The 11,757-nt window shown below is 31.7% G+C and carries 14 protein-coding genes and 1 pseudogene; 8 read left to right on the top strand and 7 right to left on the bottom strand.

Translation table 11 applies throughout. The features are described from left to right. The first annotated feature begins 508 nt into the window (after positions 1–508). Positions 509–634 (top strand): hypothetical protein, encoded by a 126-nt coding sequence (locus tag ACFWM3_RS23750; protein ID WP_286131552.1) that lies wholly within the window; start codon positions 509–511, stop codon positions 632–634. A 69-nt stretch (positions 635–703) separates the two neighbouring features. On the opposite strand, the gene ACFWM3_RS23745 is transcribed toward ACFWM3_RS23750, so the two are convergent. From ACFWM3_RS23745 to ACFWM3_RS23730, 4 genes are all read right to left on the bottom strand, one after another. Continuing rightward, on the bottom strand, positions 704–967 hold the full coding sequence (locus ACFWM3_RS23745; protein ID WP_390313169.1) for a hypothetical protein: 264 nt from the start codon (positions 965–967) through the stop codon (positions 704–706). A gap of 20 nt (positions 968–987) precedes the next feature. Further along, entirely contained in the window at positions 988–1,113 is a 126-nt protein-coding gene (locus tag ACFWM3_RS23740; protein ID WP_390313167.1) for a hypothetical protein, read from the bottom strand. A 38-nt stretch (positions 1,114–1,151) separates the two neighbouring features. Beyond that, the gene (locus ACFWM3_RS23735; protein ID WP_390313166.1) at positions 1,152–1,511 is read right to left on the bottom strand and encodes a hypothetical protein; all 360 of its coding nucleotides are present in this window, start codon (positions 1,509–1,511) and stop codon (positions 1,152–1,154) included. A 712-nt stretch (positions 1,512–2,223) separates the two neighbouring features. Next, a complete protein-coding gene (locus ACFWM3_RS23730; RefSeq protein WP_390313165.1) occupies positions 2,224–3,198 on the bottom strand; it encodes a ring-cleaving dioxygenase in 975 nt (324 codons plus the stop codon). A gap of 275 nt (positions 3,199–3,473) precedes the next feature. Between ACFWM3_RS23730 and ACFWM3_RS23725 the strand changes: the two genes are divergently transcribed. Continuing rightward, the gene (locus tag ACFWM3_RS23725; protein ID WP_390313163.1) at positions 3,474–3,623 is read left to right on the top strand and encodes a hypothetical protein; all 150 of its coding nucleotides are present in this window, start codon (positions 3,474–3,476) and stop codon (positions 3,621–3,623) included. Positions 3,624–3,631: 8 nt separating this feature from the next. Then, positions 3,632–3,988: a peptidoglycan-binding domain-containing protein gene (locus ACFWM3_RS23720; RefSeq protein WP_390313161.1), complete on the top strand. Its 357-nt coding sequence runs from the start codon at positions 3,632–3,634 to the stop codon at positions 3,986–3,988. 220 nt (positions 3,989–4,208) lie between these two features. Here ACFWM3_RS23720 and ACFWM3_RS23715 read toward each other — a convergent pair whose 3' ends face one another. After that, the gene (locus ACFWM3_RS23715; RefSeq protein ID WP_390313160.1) at positions 4,209–5,174 is read right to left on the bottom strand and encodes a hypothetical protein; all 966 of its coding nucleotides are present in this window, start codon (positions 5,172–5,174) and stop codon (positions 4,209–4,211) included. Positions 5,175–5,613: 439 nt separating this feature from the next. Next, positions 5,614–5,742 (bottom strand): annotated as a pseudogene (locus tag ACFWM3_RS23710) (VOC family protein); the annotation flags it as partial. 162 nt (positions 5,743–5,904) lie between these two features. Here ACFWM3_RS23710 and ACFWM3_RS23705 point away from each other — a divergent pair. Together ACFWM3_RS23705 and ACFWM3_RS23700 are read left to right on the top strand one after the other, a co-directional pair. Then, positions 5,905–6,795, top strand: a complete 891-nt coding sequence (locus ACFWM3_RS23705) for a DMT family transporter (RefSeq protein ID WP_390313158.1) — start codon at positions 5,905–5,907, stop codon at positions 6,793–6,795. A 285-nt stretch (positions 6,796–7,080) separates the two neighbouring features. After that, positions 7,081–7,617: a GNAT family N-acetyltransferase gene (locus ACFWM3_RS23700; RefSeq protein ID WP_390313157.1), complete on the top strand. Its 537-nt coding sequence runs from the start codon at positions 7,081–7,083 to the stop codon at positions 7,615–7,617. A 199-nt stretch (positions 7,618–7,816) separates the two neighbouring features. Here the strand turns inward: ACFWM3_RS23700 and ACFWM3_RS23695 are convergent, their stop codons facing one another. Then, complete coding sequence (locus ACFWM3_RS23695; protein ID WP_056466093.1) at positions 7,817–8,197, bottom strand: hypothetical protein; 381 nt, start codon at positions 8,195–8,197, stop codon at positions 7,817–7,819. A 372-nt stretch (positions 8,198–8,569) separates the two neighbouring features. Between ACFWM3_RS23695 and ACFWM3_RS23690 the strand changes: the two genes are divergently transcribed. From ACFWM3_RS23690 to ACFWM3_RS23680, 3 genes are all read left to right on the top strand, one after another. After that, positions 8,570–9,610: an ATP synthase beta subunit C-terminal domain-containing protein gene (locus tag ACFWM3_RS23690; RefSeq protein WP_056466092.1), complete on the top strand. Its 1,041-nt coding sequence runs from the start codon at positions 8,570–8,572 to the stop codon at positions 9,608–9,610. A gap of 228 nt (positions 9,611–9,838) precedes the next feature. Beyond that, positions 9,839–10,945, top strand: a complete 1,107-nt coding sequence (locus ACFWM3_RS23685) for a sensor histidine kinase (RefSeq protein WP_390313156.1) — start codon at positions 9,839–9,841, stop codon at positions 10,943–10,945. Continuing rightward, positions 10,942–11,631, top strand: a complete 690-nt coding sequence (locus ACFWM3_RS23680; RefSeq protein ID WP_390313154.1) for a response regulator transcription factor — start codon at positions 10,942–10,944, stop codon at positions 11,629–11,631. Before ACFWM3_RS23685 ends, ACFWM3_RS23680 begins: the two co-directional genes overlap by 4 nt. The last annotated feature ends 126 nt before the right edge of the window (positions 11,632–11,757 follow it).

Below are 11,757 nucleotides of genomic sequence, written 5' to 3'. Positions count from 1 at the left end.
TAACTCTTTTAGTCATAGTAGATTCTCCCCGAATAATTAATAGCTTTAGTCTACTTGACCTTAAATTAATTGTCTAACTCAGTGTAGCCGATTCATACGACCGATTAGGGAACATCAAAGATTTATACCTGAGGGGCTATTTTGATCTAAATAGTGGAGGTATCTCAATAGTATCTTCATCTGTAGTTAATATAATTGGTCTTTATTTATGATTATTAGAATATTTTTATACGATTTTGTATGTATATTTTCAATTTCATTTTCTACAATTGTACAATTTTTAGCTTTAAATACCCTTACTGGTATAGGTAATTATCAATTTTATTTACGATACACTTGAATTTAATTGCAGTTTTGGAAGTTTTATTTGCGATTCTCGATATTTAAATGCAGATTTGCTAATTTTATTTGCAGTCCACTCTTCTTTTCCGGTATTTCACCTTCCACTCTTCTTTTCCGGTATTTCACCTTCCACTCTTATTTACCGTTATAAAAAGAGGATCACTTATTGTGGAGAAAAGATGGTACACATAGTATTCGAAATCCTAAGAATTTTAAAATCACAGGAATTGGTGAGAGTATTTATAGAGATGTAGAAAATAAAAAAGGTGGTCGAAGAGAAGAATTGGAGTAAGATGTATTAAGTTAAAAATAATAAGCTACTAAACTAGTAGCTTATTATTTATTTACGTACATAGATTCACTATTTCTTTTTCTTATAAAAATATTTTCGTAAATAATATCCTATTAATACTGTAAAGATAAACGATGGATAAAGTTTACCAGGTAAAAATTTTAAAACCCAAATACCAACAATTATTGTCGCTATTGTTAAGTTTTCTACATACTTTTTATGATTTAACTTTTTTTTATTAAGTAGTAAAATTATATAAGCAAGGGGCGGTAATATTATACAAACAGCCCATATAAATTTATCACGAAGATACCAAGGAATTAAAGTACTCATTATACATCCAACCTTAAAATTTATATAAGAACAAATACAACAGCTCTAGCAGCTATTCCACTTAATGCTGCTGATAAACCCATCTTCTTGAACGCAGAAGTTAATCCATCTTCGATTGTACCACTAAAATCTATTACTATATTCAATGTTGACATTACTGCTTGATATTTTAAATATTTCTTAATTAAAGTTTTTGCGTTTGATGTAATAGGTAGTTTGTTGATAGCAGTAGAGATACTCCTATCCCAACCTCATTTGCTTTTTTATAAAGTGTTGTTGGATCAATGGAAAAATCAGTTGCTTTCCCATCTCTTCTAAAATTAACTTGACCATTTTCTATTTGTTCAATTGTAGGGAACATACCCTTGTCTTTAGTTGTCCAAGAGGTTTCTTCTGCTGGGACATCCCAGTAGCTATGGATAGAACCGTTAAATAAAATTACTTGATATTTAATTACATCCTCAACCGGCTCCCAAGAAACGTCTATGTAACCTGTATCAGTGCCATCATCATTAGAAAATGCCTCAACTGTTGGTGCTGGCATTTGGGGATACTTATCATTTACTGCTCTACCTTGAATAATGGGAGGTGCAGGGAAACTAGATTGAGTGTTTTTTTTTCAGTAACAGTAGTTTGTTTAAATAATTTTTTCATGTAATACCTCCGCCTTGTAATATTTATTGGATATATAATCCAATGAAATTTTACTATATTAGTAGAGTTAAGTGTTAGTCCTTATTTGAAATACGATATTTCAAATAAGGAAAGTCTTTTTTGTTTAATACATGATAGAATTAAGTGTTGTTGCAGTGCTTTTTGAATATGATTCATGAAAACTCCAAGTAAAAAGGACCTTTCCAGTAATAGACTTATCCCTGTCAAGTAGACACTAAAAAAAAGGTATTTTAAGCAGCCCTTGCCCTGTATTCAATAGGAGTAAGGTTTTTAATTTCTCTTGAAATCTTTTATTTTTGTAATACCATATATATATCGCTTTACCGCATGTTCAACTTGGTTCTGATCATTAAACTGATAGCGGTAAAAACACTCGGTTTAAAAATGACTGAAGAAGCTTACAATGCATGCATTATCCAGATTATCATATGTCTTTCTAGTTTTCCCAATAAAAAATTCCCCCTATAGTAGACAGTACAAACACCTTTCTTTTAACTGTCTACTATAAGGGGATATTATCATTGCGGGGAAACCCACTTAATTTAAGTACTTATATTAAATAATTAAGCCAATGTATCAAATTAATTTTCATAAAAGTCTAATGGACGTAAACTTGCTTCGATTTCAGCACGTTTAGGCTCCAAAAATGGAGGTAGTGCTAAACGTTCACCTAGTTTATCAATATTTTCATCAACATCAAATCCAGGTGTATCAGTTGATAATTCGAATAAAATATGATTTGGTTCTCTAAAATAGAGCGCTTTAAAATAGTACCGTTCTACTTTTCCTGAATTCGTAATCCCAAGTGAATTTATTTTGTCGGCCCATTTATTATATTCTTCTTCGTTTGGTACTCTAAAAGCAACATGGTGTACACTTCCTCGTCCAGGTCTAGCTCTCGGTAAGTCTGGTCTTACTTCTAAGTGAACTTCTGCTCCAGCACCACCTAATCCGGTTTCATAAACTTCTATACTTGCAAAATCTCCTGCTGTAGAAGGGTAAGTGCCAACAAGTCTAAAACCTAAAACATCCGTTAAAGTTTTACTAGTAGGAATCGAATCTTTTACAGTTAGAGTCACTGGACCTAAGCCAAGAATTCCATGTTCGGTTGGGATATCTGATTTATTCCAAGGTGTACCCGGTGAAACACCTCTTTCACCATTATCAGCTACTAAAATTAATCTTGTACCTTCATAATCTTGAAAAGCGAGAGTATCTCGATTTGCTCTTTTAAGTATGTCATCATGTGAAATATTAAGTTCTTTAAAGCGATTCTTCCAATAATGTAGTGACTCAGTTGAGGCCACTCTTAATGAAGTTGAAGATATGATCGAGTGACCCGGGTATGTATTTCCTAGATTAGGGATATCGAAAAATGTTATTTCTGTCCCAGGATTTGCTTTTGCATCACCATAAAATAAGTGATAACTGGAAGTGTTATCTTGATTTACAGTTTTCTTAACAAGTCTCATTCCTAAAACCTTTGTGTAAAACTCGTAATTTTTTTCAGCCTTTGTAGTAAGTAGTGAAACATGATGAATTCCCAATAATTCCACTTTCATCACTCCTTTAAAATTATTATTGAAACAATATGACTTTCATAATTTTTATGTACACATTGTAAATGGTTAGAGATTGAGGAAGAGTTTTATGTTAAACTGCCATCTAATAATTATAATATTCTGATAAGTAAATAGAAAGGGGGAAAATGGTTTGTATTTCGGTTACATATTAATTTTAATATCTACAATAGCCTTTGGATTAATGCCAATTTTTGCGCTTTATGCTTATGATCAAAATGTAAGTGAATTATAAGGGGCAATCCGTGTTAATGAAAACTGCGGAATACAATGCAAAAAAAGAAAAGTATTATATAAATGCCACTTTTAGAAAATATCCTTCTTGGTACGAATCTTTATACGATTTAGCTAATCTCTACAAAATGGGGTTAGTTGGGATAAAGGAAAATACAAAGATGTAATAGGTGAAATGAATTATAAAGTAGCAGCTCAGATAATTGAAAATGCAGGTTATGCAACTGATCCTAATTATGCAGAAAAATTGATTAGTACGATTGAAAAGAATAATCTTACTCTTTATGATACAGTCCCTTATCATGGTAAGTTTATGAAAAAAGGTTCTAAAAATAAATATGTAGGTATGGTGCAACGTAAGTTAGGTATCAATGATGATAAAATCTATGGTGAAAAAACTTTAGCAGCAGTTAAAGAATTTCAGAAGAAGAAAGGTTTAGTTGTTGGCGAGAAGACTTGGATTAAAATATTAAAAATAAGTATAAAGGGACTGATAAAAAAGTCCCTTATACTCATGAAATTATCTATTTAGATATTTTTTTATGTGTTTTATAAAAAAGTAAATAGCAATGACTAAACAACTCAGTACACAAAGAAGTGAAAGTGTAAGTATTAAAAAAGGATGCAAGTAACTGACCTCCTATTAATTTATTATTTTAAATAACCTAAATCCTTACACGCTCTCTTAATTTTAGAATATTTTTGGTATTTTTTACAAAAACTTATTGCAGATAATTTGTACATATCAGTTATTATTCCCAAACTATCGCTGTACCGGCTACAATCAAGACGGCTTCAATAGCTAGAACTAATGCGATAGGAAAAACTCGAGATCTTTCATCGTGGAATAGTTCTTCTTTGGTGAAGGGGCCTTCATGACTATTTAAAAAATTATTAAATTCGTTTATTTCATCACTAGTATTATAATTTTTAAAGTAATAGTCTAAATTTAAAATGTTTTCTTTAGGTAAACCTAATTCCTCAGCTTTCTTAGTGCTAAATAAATAGTTATTTGTTTCTAAATCTTTATCGAATGAAGATTTTAACTTACCTAGTATTTCATTTAATTCAGAGTCAGATAAGGTATTTAATACATCATTTAGTCCAGGCGGCGGAATTTCTCCGGTTGCAGCAAATGAAATCGGACTTGCACCATCGTTATAAACTGCAGTTACTCTAACGTAATAATCTATACCCGTAGAATAGTTGAAACTTCCTCCATTTACTTCAAAGGCTTTTTTGTAAAGAGTAGATGGGTCAAAAGAAAACTCAGTTCCACTACCATCTCTCTTAAAATTAACTTGTCCAGCTTCTATCTGTTCTTCTGTAGGAAACATGCCTTTATTTTTCGTAGTCCAAGTAGTTTGGTCTGCTGGAACATCCCAGTAGCTATGTATTGAACCGTTAAATAAAATTACTTGATACTTTGTAACACCTTCAACAGGCTCCCAGGATACACTTAAATACCCTGTACCTGTACTGTTCTCATTAGAAAATGCTTCTACAGTAGGCTTTGGCATTTGAGGATATTTTTCATTTACTGCTCTCCCTTGTATAATAGGTGGTGCAGGTAAACTAGTTTGAGTGTTTATTTGATTAAAAGTGTTCTCTTTAATTGGTTTGATAATCTCTTCTGCGTGTGACTTCATTGGAATAATTAATCCTAAAATTGCTGCTGTTATAACAGAAACAGTAGCTTGTTTAAATAATTTTTTCATGTAATACCTCCACCTTGTAATATTTTTGAATATATTATCCAATTAAAACGTTACTATATTAGTAGAGTTAAGTGTGAGTCCTTATTTGAAATACGATATTTCAAATAAGGACAGTCTATTTTGTTTAATACATGGTATTATTAATGTGTCACAGTGCTTTTTGAATATGATTCATTAAAACTCCAAGTAAAAAGGACCTTTCCAGTAATAGTGCTGGAATGGTCCTTTTTTCATTTAGTAATAGTGTTGTTAGAGAAAAAAGTCTTTGAATAAGTTGTTTTAAGCGCTTATAAAGAGTCCTATAATTTAAAAATGTGGTAACAAAATGGTAACGTAAAATCAAATTTATATGATTTTTAATATTTTTAACAGGTATCAAAAACGTTTTAATACCAGTACTTTAAGCAACTTTCAGTTTGATATAATTTAGTGAAAAACTACTGGAAGTGTTATCTTGATTTACAGTTTTCTTAACAAGTCTCATTCCTAAAACCTTTGTGTAAAACTCGTAATTTTTTTCAGTCTTTGTAGTAAGTAGTGAAACATGATGAATTCCCAATAATTCCACTTATATCACTCCTTTAAAATGATTGTTGAAACAATATGATCTTCATAATTTATATGTACAACTTGAAAATGGTTAGAGATTGAGGTAGAGTTTTATGTTAAACTGTTATCTAATAATAAATTATAATATTCTGACAAGTAAAATAGAAAGGGGGAAAATAGTTTGTATTTCGGTTACATATTAATTTTAATATCTGCAATGGCCTTTGGATTAATGCCTATTTTTGCGCTTTATGCTTATGATCAAAATGTAAGTGTTAATACATTATTATTTTTAAGGTTTACATTTGCGACAATTATGTTTTTTAGTTACTTAGTGGTTAGTAAAAAATTAGTTAAAATTACGAAAAAACAATTAGTATTGTTTGTTTTACTAGGTGGAGTATTGTATATGCTTCAATCAAGTTTTTATTTCAGCTCAGTAAAATACATTCCTGCTTCATTAGCAGCATTAATTCTATATTTATATCCCATTTTTGTAGCAATTCTATCATTTTTAGTAAACAAAGAGCAATTAACAAAAAATATAACGATATCAATTTTATTATCGTTGGTCGGAATAGTACTCGTGTTGGGGGCTCCTGCAGAACATATAAATCCATTCGGAATCATACTAGCATTAGCAGCAGCAATCGTTTATTCAATATACATAATTGTTGGTGGGAGGGTTTCGATGCATGTTCCTCCATTAGTAACAAGTGCATATATTTCATTATTTGCAAGCATTTCATTTTTACTAGTTGGCGTATCGACAAGCACGATTCACATTCATTTTAAATTGATTGGTTGGATTTCAATTTTGGGTATTTCAATTATATCAAGTGTTATATCGATGGGTGCATTTTTTGCTGGCGTAAAACGAATAGGACCGACAAAAGGGGCAGTACTAAGTATGGTTGAGCCAGTAGTGACAATCACATTTTCAACCATTCTATTTCATGAAAATATGAGCTTACTTCAAGTGGTAGGTGGGACTATTGTTCTAGGTGGAGCGCTTTTAGTTGTTCTTACTAGTGTGAAAAGAAAGATTGTTGAGAATAAAATGGATTTTTAAATGTTATATGATAAAATGTATCTAGCATATTAGTTTAATAATATTTAAATGTAAAAATAGCTGCTTATGCAGCTATTTCAGTGTGTAGACAAAGTACAAAAAACTTGGGTTTCAGACTGATTGCAAGCGCTTGTCTTTCGAGGCGCGAAGTCTGGTGAGGAGCGGAGTTACCTTAGACGGTAATGAGCACCGCAGACAGGCGAAGCAACGAAGAAAGCGAGCGTTTGGCAACAGTCTGAAATGGCTGCTTATGCAGCTATTTTTAATTTGTAAAGGAGTAATAGAATGTTTGAATTAAAATTAAAAAATGGAGAAATAGTAAAAGTTCGTCAAGCAATTGGAACTGATGCTAAATCAATTATAGATTTTTATAACATCGTAGGTGGAGAAACGAACTTTTTATCATTTGGAGGAAACGAGTTCAAAAGAAATGAAGCAGAATACCAGACATTTTTAGAAGATACCTTCAATGAAAAAAATTCAGTTATATTATTAGGTACGATCAATGATCAAATAATAAGTATCGGTTCGATCAATTCCAGTCAAAAGGAACGTACAAAGCATGTTGGTACGCTTGGCATTGTAATTAAAAAAGAATATTGGGGATTAAGTTTAGGGAAGTTATTGATGCAATCATTAATTGATTGGGCTAAACAAAATGATCTAACCAGAAAAATTCAATTAGTTACGAATGAAGATAATCTTAAAGCCATTCAATTGTATAAAAATTTAGGATTTGAAATTGAAGGGGTAATGAAAGAAGATACTTATATAGATGGAAAATACTGTAATACTTTAATGATGGGCTTATTTATTAAATAGAACTGAAAATATCAAGTTTAAATTTCGTGCCAATTGAATCAACTAACCTAGTAGATGGCTTAAATTTTGCAGACAAAGCTCTGTACTTGGCTAAAATGAATGGTAGAAATCAAGTAAACGTATATTCTAGTAATTTGGAAATGTCTTACGTTAAAAAAGCCTTGTGATATCTAATCACAAGGCTTTTTTACTATAGTTTTTAGAAGCACGTAAACGATCTAATTCGATGGGTATCGATTCCAAAAAATATCCATCTCCAGCCAATCCATCTCCAACCTGCAACTGAGGTTCTGCCGACGAAGGTAGGAAAGTACCAAAATTGTTCGCCATTATTCAACCATACATAAGTATTTCTAAATCGACAACCAGCGATTGCACCTGGATCTACTGCAAATGCAGTAGCTTGCGACATTTGTGGTGTGAATGAAGGTGGTGGTGCAGTCGGTTGACCTTGAGATTGACCTTGACCTCCGCCACCCGGTTGTCCCGGAAATCCTGGAAATCCACCTGGTTGCCCTGGGAATCCGCCTGGTTGTCCTGGAAATCCTGGAAATGTCCGATATTGAGGGAAAAAGTTCATTTTATCAACTCCTTTTTAGTTTAATCCTTATTAAAGTATGAAAATGTATGTTTTTTGTTTGGGCTGTTAGTTAAATATCCATACAGACTAGGGGTGTTTGCAGTATGGAAATAAGATTATTATTATGTAGGTTTTGAGTATGAACATAAAAAAAAGAGAAGACTGAGCCACTTCTCTTTTTTTTATGTTCATCGTTAGGGAATTCTACTTATCCTAATCGTTAAAAATGTCTGGTGATTTTTCTGGAACGAAAACATTTTTAGTGAAAAATGCCTATTTTTACTTTATAGGGTAAAAAAATTACTTTTAAAAGTAAAAAATACTTGCTTAATTCTGTAAATTCGAATAAATTAAACTTAAAGGAGGAGAAAGATGGAAAATTTACGCTTGAATGTCGCATTATTACGTCGTAGAGTACCGAATTTGACTACTTCTGCGAAAACTGTTGGACTTCGACCAGCAACTGTTTCAAACTTATGTACTGGAAAAATTCCAATTGGTCGCTCAGAAGTAAGAACACTAGTCGCATTAGCTGCATTAGCAGAATGTACATTGGATGAACTGATCATTAGAGGGGAGAAGATTGAGATGATTGAAACAGGAATAAAAACGCTTGATTTATTTGCTCCATTAGTAAAAGGTGGTACAGTTGGCTTGGTTGCAAGACCAGGCATGGGTCAACTAGTAGTATTAGCAGAAATGTTCTATAAATTAAAGAATGATTCATATTTTACGATTTTATTAAAACCAGAAGGTGAGCATCCAGAAATCGATGATATTTTAGCTGATGTAAATTTAGTATGTCATTCGATTGATGAAGTATATGAAGCAATCGCAAAAGCAGGAAAAAACGTAGAGTTTGCTTTTGCAGCGGATCGTTCAAACGTCATTACCGGTGATATTAACCGTCTCCAACAAAAATTAGCAGATATCGGTATTGAAGATGTAACAACTTTTTTAGTTGATTTAAAAGGAGAAGCGGTTGACGAAGATTTCCCTTACGGACCATTAGAAACATTATGGCAATTTGATGCAGACTTAGCTTTCAGACATAAATATCCTGCAATTAATCCTATTCATTCAACATCTACAGTTTTAGAAGATAATCAACCAGACCAAACCCACAACCAAGTACAAAAAGCAGCTCAGAAATTACTACGTAGATATCGAGAGTTAAGGTCACTAGTAGCAGTACATGGAATTGATTCATTACCTGAAACTGAAAAATTGACATATAAACGTGGTGAATTATTAGAAGCATATTTAACTCAACCATTTTTCGTAGCAGAAGAATTCACAGGTCCAGGGGCATCTGTTAAATTACAAAATACCCTACAAGATGTTCGAAAACTAATCGATGGTGCTTTCGATACGATGGAAGTAGATAAAATGAATTTTATTGGTAGCCTGTAGAAAAGTAAAACATCAGTATAATGAAGAGTGTGACGCTTGGATGTGTCACACTTTTTTTATATTTTATTTAAATATTGTTTTCTTCGAAGATGTTAGTATAAAATTTAAGGATTATTTAAGAATTTAATAATAGGTAATTAATATTTCTGAATTATACTTTCCCACAAACAAATAACTAAAATGTAATAAAGTAATTGTTCATCATTCGCCTGAAAGTTGGAATATATTTTGTCGATTCGAAAACGATTAATCTTATCTAATATTGCTATGATTGTTATTCCAATCATTTCTTTTATCCTTATTGAGATTATGCTCGGTGTGTTTTACTATAAAGTTTTTGAACCTAAATTTAATGGTCATCCACCACATTCATTTTATTTTTTCCGTTTCGGAATCATTGTACCTATTTTTGCAATTACAAATGGGGTGCTATCATATTTTGTTTCAAGAAGCATACTAAGGCCGGTAAAAAATCTATCAAATGCTGCTAAACATATCAGTGAAGGGAATTTAGATTTTGAAGTTAAACCAATAAACAAAGATGAACTTGGTCAATTAGCGATTAGCTTTGAATTAATGAGGAGAAATTTAAAAGAGTCAGCTGAAATACAGAAAAAATACGAAGAAAATCGTAAGGAATTAATTGCGAATATTTCACATGATTTGAAGACACCAATTACATCAATAAAGGGCTATATTGAAGGAATTAAAGATGGCGTAGCGAATACACCTGAAAAAATGGATCGGTATATTGAAACAATTTATCTGAAAACCTTGGATATGGATCAATTGATTAATGAACTATTCCTTTATTCGAAGTTAGATTTAAAACGTGTACCTTTTCATTTTGAAGAAGTAAATATTCATGATTATTTAGTCGATCGTATCGAGGAGTTAAAATTTGATTTAGAACCGATAAATGTAAGTATTACTTATAGTGAGAATGTGAATCGCGAAAATAGTATTGTTCTGATAGACCGGGAACAATTCAAACGTGTAATGACAAATATCATCCAAAATAGTTTGAAATACATGGATAAAGCTGAAAAACGAATTAGCATAAAATTAATAGATGACAAAGAAAACATAACGATAAAATTTCATGATAACGGTAAGGGAATTTCCAGAGAGGCGCTTCCGTTTATTTTTGATCGTTTTTACCGGGCTGATCCATCAAGAAATGTATCAACAGGTGGGTCAGGTTTAGGACTGGCAATTGCAAAAAGAATCATAGAAGAGCACGATGGAGAAGTGTGGGCAGAAAGTCAAATTGGTGAATATACAAACATTTTTCTTTCATTAAATAAGATATCAATAACAAAGGTGACGAAATGAAAAAGGTTTTAATTATTGAAGATGATCAAAGTATCGCATTATTACAAAGAGATTATTTAGAAATAAATGATTTTGAAGTTGAAATAGAATCTAATGGAAAAAGCGGACTTCAAAAAGCTTTATCAAAGGAATATGACTTAATCATACTCGACTTAATGTTGCCAGAATTAAATGGTTTTGAAATATGTAAAAAAATTCGAGAGAGTAAAGACATTCCAATCTTAATTGTTTCAGCTAAAACAGAAGAAATTGATAAAATTAGAGGATTTGGTCTAGGGGCAGATGATTATATCATGAAACCATTTAGCCCAAGTGAATTAATCGCTAGAGTCAAAGCTCATCTTTCAAGGTATCAACGTTTAGCAAGTAAAAATCAAATAAATGAAGAAGAACTTCAAGTAAGGGGACTTACGATTCAAAAGGACTCTAGAAAAGTACTTGTTAATGGTGAAGAAAAAATATTCACAGCGAAGGAGTTTAACTTACTTTCCTTTCTTGCTTCAAATCCAAATAAAGTATTTAGTAAAGAATTATTATTTGATCGTATTTGGGGATTTGAAACTGTCGGAGATATTTCTACTGTAACAGTTCATATCCGTAAAATCCGTGAAAAAATAGAAGTTGACCCATCCAACCCAAATTATATTGAGACAATATGGGGAGTGGGATATCGGTTTAAAGATTAAACTCAATCATTAATTAATTTAAGGGTGATCTAGTAAGTTAGTTGTGCTGACTTAATGGATGGCTCTTTTTTATTTAATTGAGTTATTGCATTTTAAAGCCATTAGACAAAAAATAATAAACCATCA

It is taken from the genome of Gottfriedia sp. NPDC058432, assembly GCF_042721555.1.
Lineage (GTDB): Bacteria > Bacillota > Bacilli > Bacillales > Bacillaceae_G > Gottfriedia.
Note: the sequence above shows the minus strand (reverse complement) of the source record. Positions and strands in the feature narration are given on the sequence as shown.

Excerpts from the sequence above, each read along its gene's own strand:
- ACFWM3_RS23745 (WP_390313169.1), bottom strand. The coding sequence starts at position 967 with ATGAGTACTTTAATTCCTTGGTATCTTCGTGATAAATTTATATGGGCT.
- ACFWM3_RS23735 (WP_390313166.1), bottom strand. The coding sequence starts at position 1,511 with ATGCCAGCACCAACAGTTGAGGCATTTTCTAATGATGATGGCACTGAT.
- ACFWM3_RS23725 (WP_390313163.1), top strand. The coding sequence starts at position 3,474 with ATGAAAACTGCGGAATACAATGCAAAAAAAGAAAAGTATTATATAAAT.
- ACFWM3_RS23720 (WP_390313161.1), top strand. The coding sequence starts at position 3,632 with ATGAATTATAAAGTAGCAGCTCAGATAATTGAAAATGCAGGTTATGCA.
- ACFWM3_RS23715 (WP_390313160.1), bottom strand. The coding sequence starts at position 5,174 with ATGAAAAAATTATTTAAACAAGCTACTGTTTCTGTTATAACAGCAGCA.
- ACFWM3_RS23700 (WP_390313157.1), top strand. The coding sequence starts at position 7,081 with ATGTTTGAATTAAAATTAAAAAATGGAGAAATAGTAAAAGTTCGTCAA.
- ACFWM3_RS23695 (WP_056466093.1), bottom strand. The coding sequence starts at position 8,197 with ATGAACTTTTTCCCTCAATATCGGACATTTCCAGGATTTCCAGGACAA.
- ACFWM3_RS23690 (WP_056466092.1), top strand. The coding sequence starts at position 8,570 with ATGGAAAATTTACGCTTGAATGTCGCATTATTACGTCGTAGAGTACCG.
- ACFWM3_RS23680 (WP_390313154.1), top strand. The coding sequence starts at position 10,942 with ATGAAAAAGGTTTTAATTATTGAAGATGATCAAAGTATCGCATTATTA.